The sequence below is a fragment of the Leeuwenhoekiella aestuarii genome (assembly GCF_004104055.1).
Taxonomy (GTDB): domain Bacteria; phylum Bacteroidota; class Bacteroidia; order Flavobacteriales; family Flavobacteriaceae; genus Leeuwenhoekiella; species Leeuwenhoekiella aestuarii.
Genome location: NZ_QOVJ01000001.1, coordinates 1317328 through 1340394 on the forward strand (window position 1 = coordinate 1317328; position 23067 = coordinate 1340394).

A 23067-nucleotide genomic window follows, 5' to 3' on the forward strand; every position below is an offset into this window, starting at 1 on the left:
AATGAAAACACTACTCAAATTAGAAGAATTCGGTTCGCTTCTTTTAGGAATTTATCTTTTTAGTACCCTAGATTTAAGCTGGTGGTGGTTTATAGGTTTTTTTTTAGTTCCAGATATTAGTGCTTTGGGGTATTTGGCAGGCCCCAAAATAGGTGCCTGGTGTTATAATTTTCTGCATTTAAAAAGCTTAGGAATACTCTGCTACCTATTAGGTGCCGCGTTTAGTCTTATAGAATTTCAAGTTGCGGGATTAATTATTTTTTCTCACGCTGCGTTTGATCGTTTGTTGGGTTATGGGTTGAAATATGAAACCGGTTTTAAAGACACGCATTTAGGGAAAATAGGCAACTAACCTTATCTTTGATTTATGGAATATCTATTCATAGGTTTAGCAGTAGGCAGCGTGGTTGCTTACTTTATTTTCAATAGGTTTAATAAAAGCAAGCGCCAGCAAAATGCGCAGCAGCAGTCTGTTGTTTTGATGGAAAAAATACGTAGCGTTTGTAAGTTTATAACAGTAGAAGGAGATTTTTCTGAAATTTACCATTATCAGAATGTAAAAGATAAATGGCTCAATCTGTTTTTAGGAAGTAAGAAAGCATTGGTGCTCATTGATGCTAAAGCTTATGTAGGTTTTGATCTTACCAAGATTAAAATGCACCCTGATGTAAAGAATAGGATCATTATTTTAACCGATTTTCCACAGCCGGAATTACTCAGTATAGAAACTGATTTTAAATATTACGATAAAAAAGAGGGTTGGGCAAACCCCTTTACTTCAACAGATCTTACCGAAATAAACAGAGAGGCTAAGCAGCACATTGTAGACAAAGTGCCGCAAAGTGGTTTGTATGATGAAGCTTCAAAGCAAGCATTAAGTACAGTATCTCTTATGGAAAATTTAGTGCAGACGATTGGCTGGAAATTAGATTACCAGGCATTAGAAAAAGCAGCTGAAGCACCCCGATTAAAAGATAAGAATGAGTCAAAAGCAGTTTAGCATTAAAGAGGTTCAGAAAGAAGATTGGTCACTCTTAAAACAGTTGGTTGATGAGGTCTGGCCAGCAACCTTTAAAGATATTCTCTCTGAAGCCCAGATTAGCTATATGATGGAGATGATGTACAGCATTACTTCATTAAAGAAACAAACAGAAACCGGAAGCGTATTTTATTTGCTTTATGATTCAGAAGTCGCTGTGGGGTATTTAGCGATCATTCCGCATTATTCAGATAAACGTTTAAATGCCAAAGCGGCGCTTACCAAGGTTGATAAAATTTATGTGTTGCCCGAAACACAAGGAACAGGAGCAGGTCGTTTTCTAATGGATTTTGCTTTCGCGGAAGCAAAAAAGGCAGGAGATGGCGGCGTTATGCTTAACGTGAATCGGGGCAATAATGCTGTGTCTTTTTATGAATATTACGGCTTTAAGAATAGCTATTCCGCAGATTTTGATATTGGTAACGGCTATTTGATGGAAGATTATATTATGTATTATCCGTTTAAAAATTCATAATAAGCCTCTTCTTTTACAATCACTAATTAAATAGAGCGCTATGAACATCGACAACTTTAGAGAATACTGTTTGAGAAAACCCGGTACAATCGAAGAATTTCCATTTGATAATGAGACCTTGGTTTTTAAGGTAATGGGTAAGATGTATGCTTTAAGTGGACTCAAATCCTGGGAGGGAGGAGAACCGCGTATCAATTTAAAATGCAATCCAGAATATGCTCAGGAATTGCGCGGCGAGTATCCTGAAAGTATTTTGCCTGGCTGGCATATGAATAAACACCACTGGAATACTATTGTACTCAACGGTGAAATTTCGTTTAATCAACTGCAGGGATTTATTGATCACAGCTACGATTTGATCGTAAACAGTCTTACGAAAAAACTAAAAGAACAATTAAAAAGTCTGGATTGATTCTGAATATCTAGCTTTACAAAAATCATTTCTTCAATCAAACGCATGCAGAATCCAAAAGAGTATTACAGCTCAAAAATAGCAACGTATCAAGAGCAGCTAAAAAAAATCCAAACGCTATTATTTTCAAGCAGCATGATTCGGCTTGGCGTTTTTTTAATAGGTGTTGCGGCTATTTATTTTTTATGGGAAAACACGCGTATAATTATCGCCGTAATTGTGGTGGAAATCATTTTGTTTCTGGCTTTAGTTTCCAGACATTCCCGTTTAAAATATAAGCGAGATTTTATACAAGAAATGATCTCGATTAATGAGACCGAAATCAAAGTGCTCAACCGGGATTATTACGATTTGCCAGATGGCGAAAGCTTCAATAATCCGTTGCACGAGTATAGTCAGGATATTGATCTTTTTGGAAGGGGGTCTTTCTTTCAATATTTAAATAGAACCGGACTGGAGAGCGGGAAGCAAAAGTTGGCAGCTTTACTTACCTCAAACAGCATAAATGGAATCCCTGAAAAGCAAGAAGCTGCAAAAGAACTTTCAGATCAGCCAGATTGGCGTCAGCAATTTAGAGCTACTGCAGCGCTGGTAGAAGCAGATTACAGCGCGAGTTCAATAATAAATTGGTTGAACGGTTATAAAAGTTTTATTCCGAAAATAATGCGGTGGTTACCCAATGCGTTTTCGGTGGCCTCTGTGACGCTTTTTGTTCTGGCTTATCTGGATTTTATAAGTAGCAATTTGATCATTTGGTGGTTTTTTATCGGGCTGGGAGTTTCAGCTATTTACGTCAAAAAAATCACAGATCTTTGGGCAAAATCGAGCAAAACCCAAACAACTTTTGAGCAATATTATAGGCTGATGTTGTTGCTGGAGGAGCAAGAATTCACTTCGGTTTATTTAAAGCGAGAACAGGATAAAATTAAATCTCAAAAGGCAAAAGCTTCAACAATTATTGAGCAGTTTTCAAAAATGCTGGGAATTCTCGACCAGCGCTCTAATATGTTTGTTGGTGTGTTTATCAATGCGTTTTTTCTTTCCGATTTGAGACAATGTTTCCGCATAGAAAAATGGATTGCTACACATGCAGATGAGGTTGCAAACTGGTTTGAGGTCATTGCCTTTTTTGATGCGCAAAACAGTCTGGGTAATTTCAGATTCAATCATCCTAATTATGCTTTCGCAGCAATCAAATCAGGAAATCATACTTTAAAAGCGACTGATCTCGCGCACCCATTACTCGATCCTAAAAAGGCGATCGCAAATGATTTTAATATTGACAGTGAGCAGTTTTTTATCATTACCGGAGCTAATATGGCTGGAAAAAGTACGTTCTTACGTACCGTTTCTTTGAGTATTGTCATGAGTAATGCCGGTTTGCCTATTTGTGCGAAAGAAGCGATTTACTGTCCTATAAAATTGATTACGAGTATGCGCACCAGCGACTCGCTTACTGATGATGAATCCTATTTCTTTTCAGAATTAAAACGGTTACAGTTTATTGTTAATGCAATTAAAACCGACACCTATTTTATCATTCTTGATGAGATTTTAAAAGGAACTAACAGTACCGATAAAGCAATTGGTTCACGCAAGTTTATTGAAAAACTGGTAGCCTCAAATTCTACTGGCATTATCGCTACTCACGATTTGAGTCTTTGTGAAGCGGCAGACATTCTGGATGACGTTAAAAACTATTATTTTGACGCGCAGATTAAAAACGACGAACTCTTTTTTGACTATACTTTTAAAAAGGGAATCTGTCAAAATATGAATGCGTCTTTCCTGTTGCGGAAGATGAATATTATTGATTCTTAGATGGATTCACTAACGCAAATCGTTCTGGGTGCGGCAGTAGGTGAAGCCGTTTTAGGAAAGAAAGTAGGCAATAAAGCAATGCTTTACGGAGCGATAGCTGGTACGATACCAGACTTGGATACGATCGTTGGCAAATTTTTAGATCCGTTGACGGCGATAGAAATTCATCGTGGGTTGAGTCATTCTATTGTTTTTAGCATTGTGATGGCTCCGCTTCTAGGCTGGCTGGTTTCTAAAATTCATAAAAGAGCAGCAGCAACCTGGAAAGACTGGTCCTGGCTTTTCTTTTGGGGATTGATAACACATCCTCTACTCGATGCTCATACTACTTGGGGGACACAGCTTTTTTGGCCTTTTGACCTTCGGTTGGCATATCAAAATATATTTGTGATAGATCCTCTATATACACTGCCTTTTCTGGTGTTTTTGATTTTAGCAATACGGTTGCCTAAAACTTCAGCAAAGCGAAATAAATACAATCGCTTAGGTTTAAGTGTAAGTTCAGGATATATGATGCTGACGTTGATTTTAAAGGGCATCAGTTATCAAAAATTCACCGATGCTCTAGATGCTCAACATATCGAATATACCGCGATAGATACACGACCGGCAGCTTTCAATACCATTCTATGGTATGCGAATGTAGATATAGGAGATGCTTATTTACTTGGGGATTATTCCTTTTTTGATACCAAACCGATTTCGTTTAAAAAAGTGGAGAAAAACAAAGCGGCTTTAGCTAATTATAAAAATTCTGAAACTGTAAAGCGTCTCGCTCAAATTGCTGAAGGTTGGTATGCGATTGAAAAAAGTAATCAGGATTTGTTTTTTAACGATTTACGTTTTGGTGTTTATGACTTAGAAGCGGAAAATTTAAAGTTTGTATTCAGTTATCAGCTTGTCCCAGATCAATATGATAAGTTAACTATAGTTGAAGCCAAACGTGATCCCGAAGCAATGAAGCAGGTTTTAAGTAGTTTGTGGAGCAGGGTTTGGGGGAATTAGATTTTATCATAGGAAAGAAAATATTTAAAGAAATACACTTATGCAGTATAAACTTTCAGAAATAACACCTCAAGAAATTATTCCGGGTTATCATGGTAAATTGGTGCATACTCAAAACACTTCGTTAGCCTTTTGGGAAGTTGCAGAAGGAGCAGAAGTGCCCGAGCACAGCCATATGAACGAGCAAATCATGCATGTAATTGAAGGTGAATTTGAGTTCACTTTAGATGGAAAAACAAAAGTATACTATCCCGGCGATATTGTAGTGATTGCTCCCCACCTACCGCATAGTGGCAAAGCACTTATGCCGTGTAAATTACTAGATGTGTTTAGTCCTACTCGAGAGGAATATCGATAGAAAAAGGGAGATCATGGCTCATAAATTCTATTTGGGTTTCTAAATAAACTGACATTGTGAAAACAGAGTCAAATTATACTGAAGCACCTAATAACAAAGTAAAATCAACAAAAATGGAAATAAAGCTGAGCGGAAAAAAGGCATTGGTAGGAGCGAGTACTTCAGGAATTGGTAAAGCGATTGCTATACAATTGGCAGCCAGCGGAGCTACTGTTACTTTAATGTCGCGTTCTCTTGATAAGTTGGAAGCGGTGAAGTATGTTTTGTCAACTAGCGAAGGTCAGCAGCATCAGGTCCTTCAGGTAGACTTTACTGATTTTGAAGCCTACCAAGTTTTGATTTCCGAATATTTTGAAAACAATTCCGTAGATATTTTGGTAAACAATACACAAGGTCCTGCTACCGGTACTGCGTTAGATAAGAGTGTTACAGATTATCAGCAGGCTTTTGATCTGTTGTTTAAAACTGTAGTTTTTACAACGGAATTAGCTCTAAAATCTATGCAAAAAAATAAGTGGGGTCGTATTATCAATGTAGCTTCGGTTACGGTAAAAGAACCTTTATCCTATTTGGTTTTGTCTAATTCTATTAGAGCAGCTTTGGTAACTTGGGCAAAAAGTCTGGCAACCAAAGTCGGTAAAGATGGAATAACCGTAAACAGCATTCTTACCGGATATTTTAATACAGAACGTATAAAAGCTTTAAATGCTAAAAAAGCAAAAGAACAGAATATTTCTGAAGAAGAAGTGCTCAAACAACTCGAAGCAACTGTTCCTGTAAAACGTATTGGAGATCCTGCGGAATATGGTTGTTTAGTTGCATTTTTAGCTTCACAACAAGCTGCATTTATTACCGGGACTCAAATACCTATTGATGGAGGGGCATTGTGTAGTGTGTAGACTTTATGATTTAGACTTACTGCTTTTACGTATCTTAACGAGACTTATAAATAGCAGACCTATACCAATTCCCATCAAAAAACCTGATAGACTATCATTTAAATGAACGTAAAATGAGTTGATTAAACTAGCCGAAACGAATAGACTTCCAACGGCTATAAGGATCTGTGTTTTATTCATGTTTTTGGTTTTTATATAAGTAGGAGATTTACCTGGATTGTTACAAAAACTAACCCGTTTCTGCGGTAATATATTCCCGTGGGCTCATGCCTTTTTGTTTTTTAAAGTATCGATTAAAATTAGAAACCGAATTAAAACCACTCGAGAACGCAATACTTGCGATTGACTCTTGGTTTTCTGGAGTGCGTAGTAACTGGCAGGCATGTTCAGTGCGCAGCTCTAATAAAAATTGATAGAAGGTTTTATTGGTTCGCTCTTTAAAAAAGCGGCAAAACGCAGTAGGACTCATCACAGCAACTTCGGCGATCTCATCTAGTGTTATGCGTTCTTGAAAGTTGCTCAGGCAATAATCAAAAACATTACTCATACGCTGGCCTTCAGTATCTGTATATTTAGTGTTTTTTGTGAAATTAGAGAGTAATTCTTTAGGAGCAGTATAAACAGCATAAAGCAGTTTTATAAAACTCATAAAGCGTTCTAGGTTCGGCAAGCTTTTCAGGGTAATAAATTCTCTTTTTAAATTTTTGCTTTTGTCCTGAATCCTAAAACCTGAAGCTGCCTGCTTGAAGAACAGTTCAAAATCTTTTAATTCTTCAGTTTCAAAAAAAGAGGAGCCAAAACTTTCCCTGTTAAAGAATATGGTGAGCATATGTGAAAGACCTTCATCTTGGGTATCACTTCTAAAAACATGCGGAAGATTTCCGCCAAAAACCAATAAGTCTCCAGGACCAAAGCGACTTACCGTATCACCTACCAGTAGTGTTCCTGTTCCGGTTAAGATATAGCTCATCTGTATCTCAGGATGCTGGTGGAGCTTGTCATAAAACAGCGGCTCCAGATCTTCTTGCAAGATGAGGGCGTTGTTGCCAGACTTCGGTATTTTAAAAGGTAAAATTTTCAATAGTTAGAATTTGACGTTCTTTTGGTTCAAAATTCTCTAATTATGCTAATATATGCAAACTTTCGGCTAACTGGTACAAAAAGAAAGCTTTAAAACCCTACTACATTTGTAACATCAATAAAAGATAAGAAACTATGCAAATCAATTGGGAAGGCGTTATGCCGGCAGTTACAACAAAATTCACAGCAGATGATCAGTTAGATCTTGATCTGTTTGAGGTAAACATAAAAGCACAGCTTGATGCTGGCGTTCACGGTATCGTATTAGGTGGCACGTTAGGGGAAGCAAGTACGCTTACCGATGAAGAAAAAACGATATTAACTCGTAAAACAGTTGAAATTGTTGCAGGTTCTGTACCGGTTATGATGAACATTGCAGAGCAAACTACAAAAGGAGCTATCGCTGCAGCAAAACAAGCTGAAGAAGATGGTGCTGCAGGATTGATGATGTTGCCTCCTATGCGTTATAAAGCAAGTGATCGTGAGGTTGTAGCATTTTTTAAAGCAGTTGCACAAAGCACTTCTTTACCTATTATGGTATATAACAACCCGGTCGATTATAAAATTGAAGTGACTTTAGATATGTTTGAAGAGTTGCTTGAAGAGCCAAATATTCAGGCGGTAAAAGAGTCTACTCGTGATATTTCTAATGTAACACGTATCAAAAACCGTTTTGGAGATCGTTTAAAAATTATGACAGGTGTAGATACGCTTGCCTTAGAAAGCTTATTAATGGGCGCAGATGGTTGGGTTGCTGGTTTAGTTTGTGCTTTTCCTGCAGAGACTGTAGCAATTTACGAGTTGCAAAAAGCAGGTCGTATTGCTGAAGCATTAGAGATCTACCGCTGGTTCTTACCACTTTTAGAGTTGGATATAGATGCTCAATTGGTACAAAACATAAAGCTTGCAGAAGTTCATACTAAAATAGGTTCTGAGCACGTGCGTGCACCGCGTTTACCATTAGCTGGTGATCGACGTGAAGAAGTGTTGCAAATCATAAAAGACGGTTTAGCAAGCAGACCTACATTGCCTGAGTATAAAGGAATCAATGCTCAAATGGCTTAATTGATTTTCGCTAAAGCGGAAGTTTAAAAGATGGAATAATTGGTGAAAAATTGAGCCTGAAGCGGTTCGTTTAATATTAGATTTTAAGTTTAGCTGTTTGCTGTTTGGAAATTTTCAGGCTAAAAATTATGCTGAAGGCTCATTTTTAATCAGTCTATAATAGATTGAAAACCAAAATATAAATCATAGATTCAAAAGCACCGCACTCGTGGTGCTTTTGGCGTAAACTACCTCAAGATTAGTTCTAGAGCTGGTTTTGATATTGAATTTTGATTTTCGGGAGAAACCCGATGAAAACGAATCTCACTTTGGTGAGCAAAAGAAATTGATACCCATGATTACAGGAAAAAATTATATAGGAAGTGAACTTTCTTCTAAAGGGAAAGTGACTTACAAGACCATTAATCCTAAATTAAATACTGAGAATGAATGGCAATTTACAGAGGCTATAGAAGCTGAAGTAGATGCTGCTGCACAAAAAGCAACTGAAGCTTTTGCTATATACAAGCAAAAATCTGATAAAGAGCGTGCTGCTTTTTTAAAAGCAATAGGTGAGGAAATAGAAGCTTTAGGTCAGCCTCTTATTGATGCTTATACTTCAGAATCTGGCCTGCCAGAAGGTAGAGCAATGGGTGAGCGTGGTAGAACCATTGGTCAGTTAAATGCTTTTGCTTCTTTATTAGAGCAAGGTGACTGGGTAGATGCTACCATAGATCACGGTAATCCTGAGCGCACTCCGGCACCTAAGCCAGACTTGCGTAAAATGCAAATTGCTACTGGGCCCGTAGCGGTTTTTGGAGCGAGTAATTTCCCATTTGCGTTTTCGACAGCAGGGGGAGATACGGCGAGTGCATTAGCTGCAGGTTGCCCGGTGATTGTAAAAAGTCACCCTATGCACGCAGCAACAGGTGAGTTGGTTTCTTCTGCAGTTATAAAAGCAGCAGAAAAAACAGGAATGCCAGATGGTGTTTTTTCTAACCTAAACAGTAAAGGTATTTCAGTAGGGGAGCAGTTGGTTAAGCATCCAGCTATTAAAGGTGTTGGTTTTACCGGAAGTATAAAAGCCGGTAAAGCATTAGTTCAGTTGGGAGCAAATCGTGAAGAACCTATTCCTGTTTATGCTGAGATGGGAAGTATTAATCCTGTTGTTATTCTTCCAGAAGCTTTAAAAGCGAATGGAGAATCCTGGGCGCAGAAATATGCAGGAAGCATCAATATGGGAGCTGGGCAATTTTGTACCAATCCCGGGTTAATTCTAGGTATTGCCGGTGCTGAATTAGAAACCTTCGGTAAACATCTTGCAGCAAATCTGGGAGAGCAGCCTGCAAACTGTATGCTACACCCTAATATTCATTCGGCATACGAGAGTGGAAAGCAGCAAATGCTAGACGCTGAAGGAACCGAGGTACTTGCAGTAGCCTTAGAAGCAGAAGGAGCTAATGACGGAAAACCAGCTCTTGTAAAAGTAACAGGTGATGATTTTTTAGCAAATGGTAACTTACATACAGAGGTTTTTGGACCGTTTTCTATGCTAGTAGAGTGTACTTCTAAAGCGCAATTACTAGAAGTTTTAAACAAATTAGAAGGGCAATTAACAGGTTCTTTGATTGCAGAAACTACAGAAGTTGCAGCTTATGAAGATGTGATTGATGCCTTGCGTTCTCGAGTGGGAAGAATTTTGTTTAATGGTGTGCCAACAGGTGTTGAGGTTTGTCCTGCAATGCACCATGGGGGACCATTTCCATCAACTTCTGATGCTAAATTCACATCAGTAGGTAATGATGCGATTTACCGCTGGGTACGCCCGGTTTCGTATCAGGACTGGCCTCAGGAATTGCTTCCAGATGCGTTGAAAGATGGTAACCCATTAGGAATTCTTCGTAAAGTAGATGGAGCATATATCAAAGCTTAAGCTTTATTTAAAAGTCCATCTCTCAATGATTTGGGAGATGGATATATTCTTGCTATTCGGTTATAATAATTAAACATTTTCAGCTTATGAAATACTGTGTACTACTTCTTATAGTCCTTTTGAGTATGACAACTGCAAAGGCTCAACAAACAGTTTCTTTAGACAGTATAATTAGCGAATATCAACAGCATCGAGATTACGACTGGCAAGACTATCCTCTAGGTAGACACGATGAAGAGTTGCCTAAAGAACGTGCTCAATTTGCTAAAAGTCTTTTGAATCAATTAGAAGAAATTAATTTGAAGGAATTGAACAAGAGCGAGACGATTTCGTTTAAATTACTACGTTTCATTTTACAGGATCAGATTGATGAGTACACATATAAAATGCATCTCAACCCCATTCAGGCAGATCAGGGATTTCATCTCAATTTGAATTATCAGGTGCGGCCTATTCGTAGTTACGATCAGGCTGTAGGATATTTAAACAGGCTTAAGGCAATTCCCTATTTTACAGAAAGTCATTTTGATTTGATGCGTAAAGGTTTTGAAGAAGGTATCATTCAACCTCGTATTATTTTTGACGGATATGAGTCTACTTATGAAACACATATCGTTGACAATCCTACTGAAAGTTATTTTTATTCTCCCTTTTTAGATCTACCGGAAACAATTCCGCAAAAGCGAAAAGATTCCTTGTTAAAAGCTGCAAAGCAGGTGGTTGCAGATAGTGTGATACCTAGCTTTCAAAAAATAAAGACATTTTTTGAAACTGAGTATATGGTCAATAGCCGTGATGCGATTGGCGTTTCTGCACAACCGGGAGGAGCAGATTTCTATCAAAACCGAATTAATTATTATACCACTTCAAAAGAATATACAGCAAAAAGCATCCATGAATTAGGACTAAGTGAAGTCGCTCGCATAAAGTCTCAAATGCAAGAAATTATTGAGGAAGTAGGTTTTGAAGGAAGCTTTTCAGATTTCTTGAAGTTTTTGCGTACAGATGATCAGTTTTATGTGAAAACTGGTGATGCGCTCTTGATGCACGCCAGAGATATTGCAAAGCGTATAGACAATGAGTTACCTGCTTTTTTCTCCAGATTACCAAGACAGCCTTACGGTGTTGTAAAAGTACCTGATGCGATTGCTCCTAAATATACCGGTGGTCGCTATTCGGGGAGTAATATTAACGGTACCCAGGCCGGGCATTATTTGGTTAACACGTATCAACTAGAGAGCAGGCCTCTTTATACATTACCTTCTCTTACGGCTCATGAAGCAGTGCCGGGGCATCACCTACAGGGCGCTTTAAATCAGGAAATCAGTGATGATATTCCGCAGTTTAGAAAAAACTTATACCTGTCTGCTTATGGTGAAGGTTGGGGCTTGTACTCAGAATACCTTGCTGATGAGATGGGTATTTACAGAACACCTTATGAAAAGTTTGGTCAGTTGACTTATGAGATGTGGCGTGCCTGCCGTCTTGTGGTTGATACCGGTATCCACGCAATGGGATGGACAAGACAGGAAGTTGTAGACTATATGTCTGAAAATACAGCACTTTCTATTCACGAAGTGAATACCGAAACTGACCGATATATCGCTTGGCCGGGACAAGCATTAAGCTATAAAATAGGCGAATTAAAAATACGCGAACTAAGAGAGCGTGCTAAAAAAGCATTGGGCGAAGATTTTGATATTCGTGCATTTCACAACGTGATTTTAGAAGAGGGAACTGTAACCCTCCCTATTCTTGAAGAGCGCGTGGATGAATATATAGCTATGGCTAAGGCCGAAACTAAAAAATAAACAAATCAATACGTGAATTAAAAAATGGCTGTACACACTTTTGAATGTATAGATGCGCACACCTGTGGAAACCCTGTGCGTGTGGTAAAAGCCGGAGGTCCTGCTTTAGAAGGTAAAACGATGAGTGAGAAACGTCAACACTTTTTAAGAGAGTACGACTGGATTCGCACGGGTTTAATGTTTGAACCTCGGGGACACGATATGATGAGCGGGAGTATTTTATTTCCACCTCACGACCCGGAAAATGATTTTGCAATTTTATTTATAGAAACCAGCGGTTGCCTGCCAATGTGCGGCCACGGTACTATCGGGACAATTACCATTGCTATAGAAGAAGGCCTTATCACTCCTAAAATTCCCGGTAAGATCAGAATGGAAGCACCGGCAGGACTCGTTGAGATAGAATATCAGCAAACCGGTAAAAAAGTTGACTGGGTAAAGCTAACCAACGTGAAAAGTTACCTCGCAGCACGTGATTTGACGATAGATTGTGATGATTTGGGCGAACTTCATTTTGATGTTTCTTATGGTGGTAACTATTATGCCATCGTAGATCCTCAGCAAAACTTTAGCGGAGTGCACGATTTTAATGCTTCAAAAATTGTTAGCTTGAGTAAAATTCTCAGAGAAAAAATCAACGAGAAATATAAAGACTGTTTTGTACATCCTGAGAATGATACCATTAGAGATGTAAGCCATATGTTATGGACGGGAAATCCACTTGACCCTTCTTCTTCAGGGCGTAATGCGGTATTTTATGGCGATAAAGCGATAGATCGTTCTCCCTGTGGTACGGGTACTTCAGCACGTATAGCGCAATTACACGCAAAAGGCATCATTCAACCCCATACCGATTTTATTCACGAAAGTTTCATAGGCTCTAAGTTTACGGGTCGTGTAGAAGAAGTAACAAAAATAGGCAATTTTGAAGCTGTAGTTCCCAGTATTAAAGGTTGGGCGCGTATATACGGCTACAATACGATGACCATAGATACTGACGATCCTTATGCATTTGGGTTTCAGGTTTTATAATAAAAAATAACGTATGAAGGTTTTAAATACTAGAGCAGTTTTTTTTCTGGCAAGCTTATGCTGCAGTTTAGTGGTTTTTGCTCAGGAGCAAATGACTATGGCAGAGTATCAAGTAGCCATAGATTATACCTACGGAAACCTGATGAACAAAAAGGTATTTAATTTAGATACCGATGTTTATGAGTTTGAAGATCATTCCGGAATTTGGTTTGTTGATTACGCTAAAGATCAAAAAACCTATAAAACTCTTTCGTTTAAAAGCGGAAGGGTAAAACCGCTGTTTGATCAGGAAAAACTTGCAGCAGCATTATCTGAAAAGGTAGAGAACCAAGTGGAAGCTAATAAACTTTCAATTTCTAAAATAAATAGGAGAAAAGAGGGATACCATTTTGAGTTTGATGCTAAAAGCTACATCTGGAATACAAAAACAGGAGTTCTAGATGATGCTGATAAAAAGGAAGAAAGAAAACGTAAATGGGACAATCAATACGAATCAAAATCACCTGACGGAAAGTGGGTGGCCTTTGTTAAAGAGCATAACTTATTTATAAAAAATACAGAGTCAGATACTGAATTCTCACTAACCACAGATGGAGAAAAGGGTTACGATTATGCGAGTAGTATTGGCTGGTTTGACATCATTGAAGGAGAAGGTACAGAGCGTCCTAAACATTTTAATGTGCAATGGTCACCAGACTCAAAATATTTGGTTACTCAGGTCGTAGATACCCGTAATGCCGAAAAAATGTATTTGCTGGATTACAGCATAGACAGTTTGTATAAACCTAAATTATTAAGTTATTACCGTGGTTCTCCTGGAGACTCTACTATGGTAACGTATAAACCGGTGTTTTTTGACGTGCCTGCAAGAAAGCAGTTGGATATTGACTTGCCAACAAAAATTCACGTTAACGGGATTTGGCTAAGATGGCTTGAGCAAGAGCCTCATAAAATGATTACTTCATATCGTAGCAGAGGCTATAAAGACCAATATATAAAGACTGTTGATTTAGACGCAGAACGTGTTGAGACGTTGTATGAAGAGTCTGTAAAAACCAGTATCGATAATTTTGAATATCGTGAAATTGAAGGTTGGCAGGATCTCGTAGTGCTTTCTGAGCGTAGCGGTTGGAAACAATTGTATTTGCTAAACAAAGATAGCAGAGCTTTAAAAGCATTGACTGATGGTGATTTTGTAGTAAGTGACATCATTTACATTGATGAAAAGAAAAAAGAGATTTATTATACCGCTTCAGGAGTAAAAGCTGATGCAAACCCTTATCATCAGAAACTTTATCGTATTTCTTTGAATGGAAAAATCACTGAACTAACACCGGAAAATACGAATCACGATATTCAGTTTTTAGAAGGTTCGGATTATTTTGTAGATGTTATTTCTGCAGTAGATCAAGCTTCAAAAACCGTTTTAAGAAGCAAAAAGAACGGAAAAATAATTCAAACTCTTACCGAAGCTGATTTTGCAGCAGTTGAGGTAGAAGGCTGGGAAGCTCCAGAGGTTTTTACACTTACTGGTAAAGATGGTAAAACGCCTATCTACGGTGCACTTTGGAAACCCATAAATTTTGATGCATCTAAAAGTTATCCTGTGATTGATGCTACCTATACCGGTCCGCATACGCAGCGTTTTCCACGCTCGTTTGGTCAGGCATTTAGCAATCAGGCAATGGCGAATTTAGGTTTTATAGTTGTTGCTGTAGACGGCTTGGGAACGGCAGGTCGCTCTAAAGCATTTAGAGATGTTTCCTATATGAATATGGGCGATAACTTGAGAGATCATGTGAATGCGATTAAGTTTTTAGGTGAAAAATATGACTGGATAGATGCAGACCGCGTGGGGATCTTTGGGCATTCAGCAGGTGGTTTTGATGCCGGTCATGCAGTGTTAGCATTTCCTGATTTTTATAAAGTAGCTGTTGCCAGTAGTGGCGATCACGATTTTAGAATGGAAAAAGCCTGGTGGCCTGAGATGTATATGGGATACCCGATAGATTCTCGTTACGAAGAAGTTTCTAACATAACGATGGCTCCCAACCTAAAGGGAAAATTACTATTGGTTCACGGCGGTATTGATGATAATGTGAATCCTTCGGCAACTTTTAAATTCGCTGAAGCATTAATCAAAGCAGATAAAGAATTTGATATGCTCATTATACCGAGTCAACGTCACGGGTATACCGGAAAGCATAATGCATATTTTCAGAAAAAACGCTGGAATTATTTTATAGAAAACTTACTCAATAAAAAGTCTCTTTGGGACTACAACATCTACTAATATGGGAAAGAATTGCGTAATTATTGGCGGTGGAATCATAGGTTTATCTAGTGCCTATTATCTTCAAAAAGCAGGTCATCAAGTAACCGTAATTGATCAGGGAAGCATGGATAGCGGCGCATCATATGTGAATGCCGGTTATCTAACCCCAAGCCATATTATTCCGCTTGCAGCGCCAGGAGTGATGAAGCAAGGTATCAAGTGGATGTTTAGCAGTAAGAGTCCGTTGTACATAAAACCGCGTATAAATGCTGATTTTTTAAAATGGACAATGGCGTTTAATAATTCGTGTTCTGAGAAGAATGTAGCTAAAGCCATTCCGGCAATTCGCGATATCAATTTGCTTTCCCGCGATTTATATTCTGATATAAAAGCCACTGAAAATTTCAGTTTTCAACTGGAAAAGAAAGGTTTGCTGATGCTTTGTCAAAGTGAGCATATGCTTGAAGAAGAAGGTCACGTGTTAGCATTGGCTACTAAAGAAGGCTTGCCTGCGCACCTGCTTTCTGCAGCAGAAGTGCAGCAAAAAATGCCTGATGCTAAGCTAAATATAAAAGGTGCAGCTTTCTACGAGTGTGATCAGCATACCACACCGGGAGAATTTATGGGAGAACTCAAAACACTCTTGCAGCAAAAAGGAGTAACGTTATTAAAGCAAGAACAAGTAGTTGATTTTGATTTCAGCGGAGAGAATATACGTGTTGTAAAAACAGCTTCTGGAAAAACCATTGATGCAGATGAGGTTATTTTGGCTACAGGTGCCTGGGCAGGATCTTTAAATAAGAAACTGAAGCTAAATATTTTAATGCAAGCCGGAAAAGGCTACCGCATCAATTCTGAAACTGAAACCGGAATCACATTGCCATCTATTTTGTGCGAGGCTAAAGTCGCTGTAACTCCTATGAACGGTTTTACAAGATATGCCGGTACTATGGAAATCGCAGGGATCAATCACGACATTAATAAAGCCCGGGTAGATGCAATTGCCGAAGCGGTGCCAAAATATTTCCCTGAGGTTTCGATTTCAGAACAGGAAAAAGCAGATGCACAATGCGGACTAAGACCGGTAACTCCTGATGGATTGCCGTATATTGGCCGCACTTCAAAATGGAAAAATCTAACCATCGCTGCCGGCCACGCCATGATGGGCTGGAGCCTGGGGCCCGCAACAGGTCTTTTGGTTTCTGAAGTTATTAATGGTAAAAAGCCTTCCTTAGATTTGGGAGTCTACAATCCCGATCGTAAGTTTTAAGGCTTACAACCTCATCCTCAGCCCTTCTCCAGAAGGAGAAGGGAATTTTACGTCCTGTTGTCTCGAGAATTCGGGAGTTTCAGCATCCCACAAGTATGGGGTTTTCGAAAACCTATAATAACTTACTCTGCCGTTTGTAGAAGGAGTCCTGCTGTTTTTGCATCAGCTCGCGGGCCATTTTCTTTTTGTAGTTGTAAAGTTCTTCCTCTTGCGTTAAATCGCCGTAAACCTTGTCATTGATTATGTTGTCCGCATCGATGAGGTTTCTACGTTGATTGGCCTTTTGTGTCGCCCAGGATTTGAGCTCGCCTTCGGCATCAGCCAGTTTAAGATCATATTCTCCTCGGGGTGAAATCAGTTTTGCGAAAATCGGTGTCGTTTCAATGGCTAAAAACAGCAGAAAAATAAAGAACGAAGGCAGCCAGGGTAATTCGTCCAAAGCTTCAATACGCGCCATCAAACCGTCAAAATTATCTATGATGGGCTGGGTTTCAGCAACGCGGGTTTCGTAATTTGCAGCGAGTTCGTTTTTCTCGAGTTCGAGAGCGGCAATTTTTTCTGCGTTGGTTTGCTTCAGTTGTTGCAACTCGGCTAAAGCAGCATCATGCTTTTCTCGTTTTTCTTTATAAACAGGACCTTTACCCAACTTATTGGTTCCTGCGGTACCTTCCGCTTCTGCGATATAGGTGTCGTAAAGGGCGTTGACTTCGGCATCTTTAGTCGAAATTTCATTTTTTAAACCATCTATTTCAGCATCTAAGGCGGCCGCAGCAGGTGTAAACTGGTCTGCAATCTGGTTTTGATTGGCTAGTGTCAGGTCGTTTTTTTGTTCAAGAAGTACCCGATCAATTTCTTTCTCAAAAATCTTTAATTCCAGTGGCTTAGAAATCACTACTGCGATTATAACAGCCAGAATCAAACGCGGAACGGCCTGCAGGAATTCATCCATTGAGTTGTCCCGTTTCTTGAAAGTGGATACAATAAAGCGGTCGAGATTAAAAATGAGTAATCCCCATAAAAACCCAAAACCTACGGCGATAGCTACATTATCAAATACGGTATACAAAGCATATCCCGAAGCGATAAATGCCATTAAAGCAGTGAAAAAAACCGTGGCACCAATACCGGCATATTTGTTTTGCTCTCCGGGAGCACAGGTGTCTAGTAAAGCGTGATCAGCGCCCGAGCACAGAATAAAGAATTTCTTAAGCATAATGATGATTGATGAATAACTTTTGAGCTAAAATGCAACACAAAGGCGCATGTAATATAAGTAATTAGAACGCTGAACCTATGGGATTTGTTGTAGATGTTATAAAAATAAATCTTTCATTTATTCAATCATTAAAGATATAATGTTATTTCACGGTCAGGTCAATTTTCTTTTTCTGACTTTTTTTTGAGTTCAAGTATATCTTTTTCACTTAGCTCATTGCCAAAACGATCGTAGTACACGAACTGATTCTGTTTGTTTTTATTGTAGTAATACTTGTACGCACCAATTTTAAATGTCCCTGCATTTCTCTTCTTTTGCTGAGGGGTTAAAACAGATGAGTTTTGATCTGGTGTATGTGCCGGAATCAAAGCCTCTTCCTGCGAGTCACCAGCGATAACGACTTTTAAACTTTTGACGCCATATTCGCGAAGCGCGGACTTTACATCGGTCAATATTGCCATTTCAATTACAGGGTCAACGGTAATCTTTACAGGAAGCATTGCCTCACGTTCTGACTTAGTTGTCCAGCTGTTGTATTCCATCAATTCCTGCTCAAGATGATGTGGGTCTGCGCGTTTATTATTGATATAAACCTGGTGGGTTTTATCGATTTCGATATGAATATCTTCAACAACGCGATTTTGTTGAGTTTCCTCATCAGTTGATTTATCCGCCGATTGCTGTTGATTTGAGATTGCCGGTTTGGGAATTTCTGCAGGACTTACTTTGATTTGTGCTATCCCGTATTGTTGAAGTTTTTGCTGAACCGCTTCAACCGTTTTTGATTTGGTTAAAACATAAGGATCTATGCGCGCACTTATTTTTTTACGTCTCTCTTGAGAGGAGTAGGGTTTGTAAAACGCGTCAAGTGCTGATTCTAAATTGGCAAGATCGGTTAGTGTATAGCCGTTTAAGAGCAGGGACCCGTCTTTCAATATTTTAAGGCTCAGACCAATTTTTTTATTTTCGGCCGGTACGGGTTTTGATGATTCTTCTGCATCACCTTGTGTTAACAGGTCTTGCGACGAATTGATCCTGTAGAGCTGCGTCTTTTTAAACTCGGTATTCAGTTCTTTTACAAAGGCCTCCATACCTTCCTGAGTTCCCACATCAAGGATATAGTTTTTATAGTTTTCGGCCGACCAGTTTGCGGTTATTTCATTTATATGCGCTACAAATTTTTCAGAGGAAATTGAGTATGCGTTTATACCTATATAATTCTTAGTCACGATTATCCAAATAAGCTTTGGTGCTTCCTTAATCTTTTTATAGGTATGACCTTCTGAACTGGTCATCGTATCCCCATTGACTTTAAAATACACGTCACGATTGTTTAGGGTAAAATAAAAACCATCATCATATAAAACCGGAAAATAGGTATTTGTACCAAACTGATCTTTTATCTCCCAGCCGATTCCTCCATTATTGGAGCGAATAAAGAATTGCTGCTCTACATCAACTCCCTCCCAGTCCCCGGCAAATAGCTTTCCATACGTGTTTTCAGGCCGAATAAAGCTTTTTTCATTTAAAAAGAGTTCGTTGTTATTAGGATTATAGCGTAGTGAAACCTTTTTGTTAGTTGTAGAAAGCGGCTTGTTCTTCCAAACCATCTCATATTGGTTTTCACCTTCTTGCTCCAGTTTAAAGGTGTCTTTCGCAAACTTCATCCAAAGCTGTTTACCCTCTTTGTAGATCGTGAACTGAGCAAATTCTTTTTTTCGATCAACCCATTTTCCCAATAGAGAAGTAGACTCTTTTTGTACCGGTTTTGCCACAATCTCCTGATTAAAGAAATAAATACATAAAGCGAGCACGGGTACAAAAAGTGAGAGACGGGTGGCCAGTTTTTTGACCGAACGGGTTTTTGATAGCATAAGGATTCGCTTTTTGGTTAATGAATAATTAATGGGGCTTGATAACGCGGTGTGATGAGCACCACCCGAATAGGTAAATAAAAGATGGGTATAGTTTTCTACAGAATTTTCATTTTTCAGTGCAGCCTGGTCTGCCAGAAATTCGTGATTGAGCGCAATTTCCTTTTTAACAAACGACAAAAGTGGATTAAACCAAAACACAACCTGTAAAAACTCGATAAACAGAATGTCCCAACTGTGTTTTTGAGCGACGTGGGCATGTTCGTGCGCTAAAACTTCAGGAGCGATGCTATTGTTCTTGAACTCTTTTTTTGGCATAAATATAAACCGAAGAAATGAATGTGGAATCACTTTCCCAAGCAGTAATACGTTGATATGTCCTTTTGCCTGTACTTTCTCATTATTAGTTATTTTTCTCCGAAGCCGAATCAAATTCCTCAAAAACCGAAATCCAAAAAGCAAGACGCCTGCAGCGTAAAGAACTCCTAAACTGATTGCCAGCCAGTTTGTAGGTTCTTCGACAGGAGTAGCTACCGTGGTCTCGGTAAGAACTGTCGGCTCAAAAACAGCGGACTCAGCAATCACCGTTTGCGGTTCAACTTCAACCGTATAGCTGAATGTAAGCAAGGGTAAAGTCAAAGCTATGACCATACTGCCCAACAAGTAAAACCGTTTAAAGTGATGCGCAGCCGTTTGTTCTAAAGCAATTTTATAAAAGCCCCAGAGCACCAGCAGGCACAGGATCGATTTGATGAGGTAGGCGGTCATACCTGTTTATTTTTATTTTATAGCTATACTGATAATGAAGTTTGTTATTCTTTGTCATTAATAATTAATGCCTTTTTACCTTTAAAACTAGTCATTAGGATATTATAGTTATCACTCTCTTTCATTAACGATTTGGCTTTGGCGGGAGAGATCTTTTTCACGTTATAATAAATGTTATCCTTTGCCATGTCTACCATTTCCTGAGTTGACGGTGCCGGTGGCGGAGGAGGCGGGGTTCCTGCATTTGGTGCAGCAGGAACTGGTGGAGGAGCGGGTAGATCGGTTTCATTCCCTTCCTTTTTTAAGGTAAAACTATTGATTTTAAAATCTTGAATTTCTTTAAAAGCTTTGTGTGCCTGACCCTCGGAAACACCTTCAGGTAAATGAAAAATTACAGCACGAGGTTTCTCTGGATTATCTTTTGTCCAATATTTAAAATGCTTTTTAATAAACTTTTTTACATTGGAAATTGTGGTCTGCTGGCCTTCAATTTCAATAGCATCGGTTTTTGAAAGTTTTATATTCAAAAGCGTGTAGTTCTCTTCATTAAAAGATGCCGGACTTACAGGAGCAGGTGGTGGCGGTGGAGTGCCTGCATCAGGTGCAGCCGGTACAGGTGGTGGCGGAGGGGGAATTAAACCTTTTGGGTTTGCTTTATATAAATCAGTGGTCTCAAAAGCGGTTTGTAGTTTTAGCCAAAGCTTTTCGGTGGGATCTGTGGTTCTCACATGAATACTGTAGTTACGTTTTTCGCTAGAAGTCCAATCTTTGCTTATTGCATCCAGATCCTTTGCAAAATTTTCAACAGAGGTTTCCGTTCCATTAAGCCAAATCTGTGATTCGATTACTATTAGGTTGAGTACTTTTTCATTTTGTGCGAGATATGCTTTGACTTCCTCGCCTGAAGGCGGGTTTTGCATCCTTTTATGACTTTGATAGTATTCGTTAGTCACCAAATTAACAAATGCATTTACCATTTTCCCAGATACCGTGTCAGTAGTTTTGACTCCGTTATATATTGCGAAATCAGTTGGTTTAAACTCCGCTAATTTTTTTGCTATAATATTTTTAGAATCAACCTGTATCTTAAAACTTTCCTCCGTCCATTTTTTAAGTTGCTCTTTAGAAGGATGTTCTCCATTAAACGTTTGACTTTTAAATCTCTTTGTAATTTCTGCTCGTTTAAGCGAATCTAATTCGTCATCATATTCAATAGTATAAACATTGGGAGTTTCATTTTCAATAACCTTATAGTGAGGCTTCGCCACAATCTCCTGATTGAAAAAATAAATACATAAAGCAAGCACAGGTACAAAAAGTGCGAGACGGGTGGCCAGTTTTTTGACCGAACGGGTTTTTGATAACATAAGAATTCGTTTTTTAGTTAATGAATAATTAATCGGGCTTGATAACGCGGTGTGATGAGCACCTCCCGAATAGATAAATAAAAGATTGGTATAGTTTTCTATTGTGTTTTCAGCTTCGAGTGCCGACTGATCTGCCAGGAATTCGTGATTTAAAGCAATGCTTCTTTTCAAAAAAACGAGCAGCGGATTAAACCAGAAAATTACTTGCAAAAATTCGACGGCCAGGATATCCCAACTGTGCTTTTGGGTGACGTGTGCCTGCTCGTGTGCAAGAATTTCCGGAGCTATGGCATCTTGTTTAAATGCTTTTCGAGGCAGAAAAATATACTGAAGAAACGAGTGTGGAATTACCTTTCCAGCCAGTAGTACGTTAATGTGTGATTTTGCCTGCACGTTCTCATTAGTATTTATTTTCTTCCGAAGCTGAATCAAATTCCGCAAAAACCGAAATCCAAAAAGCACGACGCCTGCAGCATAAATGATTCCTAAACTTATGGCTAGCCAATTTGTAGGTTCGTCGACAGGAGTAGTTACCGGAACTTCCGTCAAAGCAGTCGGGTTCAAATACATTTCTGCTACCACAGGCTGGGGTTTAACTTCAACCGTATAGCTGAATGTAAGCAAGGGTAAAGTCAAAGCAATGACCAAACTCCCCAGCAGGTAAAAGCGATTGAATTGATGTGCAGCGGTTTGCTCTAAAGCGATTTTATAGAAACCCCAGAGAACCAGCAGGCACAGGATAGATTTGATGAGGTAGGCGAGCATTATTTCTTGGATTTTAAGCGTTCGTCAATCAGTTTTTTTAGGTCCTCCAGTTCCTTTTGAGACAGATCAGTTTCTTTGGTAAAAAAGGAAGCGAATTGCGCAGCCGAGTCGTTAAAGAAATTTTTAATCATCCCGTTTACCTGCTTTGAGAAGTAATCTTTCTTACGTACTAGTGGAAAATACTCCCGCGATCTGCCATATTGCACATAGTTTACAAAATTCTTGTCCTGCATGCGTTTCAATAATGTGGCGATGGTAGTTGTAGCAGGTCGCGGTTCGGGATACGCCTCTATCAAGTCTTTCATAAAGGCTTTTTCCTGTTTCCACAAGATTTGCATCAATTGTTCTTCGGCATTAGAAAGGCTCATTACGCTATAGTTTTTAGGATATGTTCTACAAATGTAGAAATAAATTTTAATTCTACAAGTGTAGAGTAAATTAATTTTGAGATTTATGGCGATCCTGTTCCGGTTTAAAAAAACCAGAACTGTCAGGCTTTCGGCAGTCGCTTTTTTGTACCCGCGGTTGCGGAGTGATTTTACTGAAAGAAAAATAGTCTTGAACCACCGCGGGACAAAAAGAGCTCCAACAAGGCCTCAATCCCTATCGCAAATTTTTAACAT

General features: G+C 38.9%; 19 protein-coding genes. 14 read left to right on the forward strand and 5 right to left on the reverse strand.

Going from position 1 to position 23067, the window contains the following annotated elements; all coding sequences use genetic code 11:
- The first annotated feature begins 1 nt into the window (after position 1).
- The 8 genes from DSM03_RS05800 to DSM03_RS05835 all read left to right on the forward strand — a co-directional run bounded on the left by DSM03_RS05800 (position 2) and on the right by DSM03_RS05835 (position 6009).
- On the forward strand, positions 2-352 hold the full coding sequence (locus tag DSM03_RS05800; protein WP_128760042.1) for a DUF4260 domain-containing protein: 351 nt from the start codon (positions 2-4) through the stop codon (positions 350-352).
- A gap of 15 nt (positions 353-367) precedes the next feature.
- Entirely contained in the window at positions 368-1000 is a 633-nt protein-coding gene (locus DSM03_RS05805) for a DUF4230 domain-containing protein (RefSeq protein ID WP_128760043.1), read from the forward strand.
- Entirely contained in the window at positions 981-1514 is a 534-nt protein-coding gene (locus DSM03_RS05810) for a GNAT family N-acetyltransferase (protein ID WP_128760044.1), read from the forward strand. Before DSM03_RS05805 ends, DSM03_RS05810 begins: the two co-directional genes overlap by 20 nt.
- Positions 1515-1554: 40 nt before the next feature.
- Positions 1555-1926: an MmcQ/YjbR family DNA-binding protein gene (locus tag DSM03_RS05815; RefSeq protein WP_128760045.1), complete on the forward strand. Its 372-nt coding sequence runs from the start codon at positions 1555-1557 to the stop codon at positions 1924-1926.
- 45 nt (positions 1927-1971) lie between these two features.
- A complete protein-coding gene (locus DSM03_RS05820) occupies positions 1972-3747 on the forward strand; it encodes a MutS-related protein (RefSeq protein WP_128760046.1) in 1776 nt (591 codons plus the stop codon).
- Positions 3748-4752 carry a metal-dependent hydrolase gene (locus tag DSM03_RS05825; RefSeq protein WP_128760047.1) on the forward strand — a complete coding sequence of 335 codons (1005 nt, stop codon included), beginning with the start codon at positions 3748-3750 and terminating at the stop codon, positions 4750-4752.
- Positions 4753-4792: 40 nt separating this feature from the next.
- The gene (locus DSM03_RS05830; protein ID WP_128760048.1) at positions 4793-5110 is read left to right on the forward strand and encodes a cupin domain-containing protein; all 318 of its coding nucleotides are present in this window, start codon (positions 4793-4795) and stop codon (positions 5108-5110) included.
- Positions 5111-5223: 113 nt separating this feature from the next.
- The gene (locus DSM03_RS05835) at positions 5224-6009 is read left to right on the forward strand and encodes an SDR family oxidoreductase (protein WP_128760117.1); all 786 of its coding nucleotides are present in this window, start codon (positions 5224-5226) and stop codon (positions 6007-6009) included.
- Positions 6010-6238: 229 nt separating this feature from the next.
- Here the strand turns inward: DSM03_RS05835 and DSM03_RS05840 are convergent, their stop codons facing one another.
- Positions 6239-7090: an AraC family transcriptional regulator gene (locus tag DSM03_RS05840; protein ID WP_128760049.1), complete on the reverse strand. Its 852-nt coding sequence runs from the start codon at positions 7088-7090 to the stop codon at positions 6239-6241.
- A gap of 134 nt (positions 7091-7224) precedes the next feature.
- On the opposite strand from DSM03_RS05840, the gene DSM03_RS05845 reads away from it, so the two are divergent.
- From DSM03_RS05845 to DSM03_RS05870, 6 genes are all read left to right on the forward strand, one after another.
- The gene (locus DSM03_RS05845) at positions 7225-8154 is read left to right on the forward strand and encodes a dihydrodipicolinate synthase family protein (protein WP_128760050.1); all 930 of its coding nucleotides are present in this window, start codon (positions 7225-7227) and stop codon (positions 8152-8154) included.
- A gap of 334 nt (positions 8155-8488) precedes the next feature.
- Positions 8489-10066 (forward strand): aldehyde dehydrogenase (NADP(+)), encoded by a 1578-nt coding sequence (locus tag DSM03_RS05850; RefSeq protein WP_128760051.1) that lies wholly within the window; start codon positions 8489-8491, stop codon positions 10064-10066.
- Positions 10067-10152: 86 nt separating this feature from the next.
- Positions 10153-11877, forward strand: coding sequence for a DUF885 domain-containing protein (locus tag DSM03_RS05855; protein ID WP_128760052.1), 1725 nt, complete (start codon positions 10153-10155; stop codon positions 11875-11877).
- A gap of 24 nt (positions 11878-11901) precedes the next feature.
- Positions 11902-12909: a 4-hydroxyproline epimerase gene (locus DSM03_RS05860; RefSeq protein ID WP_128760053.1), complete on the forward strand. Its 1008-nt coding sequence runs from the start codon at positions 11902-11904 to the stop codon at positions 12907-12909.
- Between the two features lie 13 nt (positions 12910-12922).
- The gene (locus DSM03_RS05865; protein ID WP_128760054.1) at positions 12923-15202 is read left to right on the forward strand and encodes a S9 family peptidase; all 2280 of its coding nucleotides are present in this window, start codon (positions 12923-12925) and stop codon (positions 15200-15202) included.
- A gap of 1 nt (position 15203) precedes the next feature.
- Entirely contained in the window at positions 15204-16454 is a 1251-nt protein-coding gene (locus tag DSM03_RS05870) for an NAD(P)/FAD-dependent oxidoreductase (protein ID WP_128760055.1), read from the forward strand.
- A gap of 112 nt (positions 16455-16566) precedes the next feature.
- On the opposite strand, the gene DSM03_RS05875 is transcribed toward DSM03_RS05870, so the two are convergent.
- From DSM03_RS05875 to DSM03_RS05890, 4 genes are all read right to left on the reverse strand, one after another.
- A complete protein-coding gene (locus DSM03_RS05875) occupies positions 16567-17667 on the reverse strand; it encodes a DUF4407 domain-containing protein (protein ID WP_128760056.1) in 1101 nt (366 codons plus the stop codon).
- 161 nt (positions 17668-17828) lie between these two features.
- Positions 17829-20312, reverse strand: a complete 2484-nt coding sequence (locus tag DSM03_RS05880) for a M56 family metallopeptidase (protein ID WP_128760057.1) — start codon at positions 20310-20312, stop codon at positions 17829-17831.
- 44 nt (positions 20313-20356) lie between these two features.
- Positions 20357-22444, reverse strand: a complete 2088-nt coding sequence (locus DSM03_RS05885; protein WP_128760058.1) for a M56 family metallopeptidase — start codon at positions 22442-22444, stop codon at positions 20357-20359.
- Entirely contained in the window at positions 22444-22812 is a 369-nt protein-coding gene (locus DSM03_RS05890; protein ID WP_128760059.1) for a BlaI/MecI/CopY family transcriptional regulator, read from the reverse strand. The genes DSM03_RS05885 and DSM03_RS05890 overlap by 1 nt, the downstream gene beginning before the upstream one ends.
- Positions 22813-23067 lie beyond the last annotated feature (255 nt).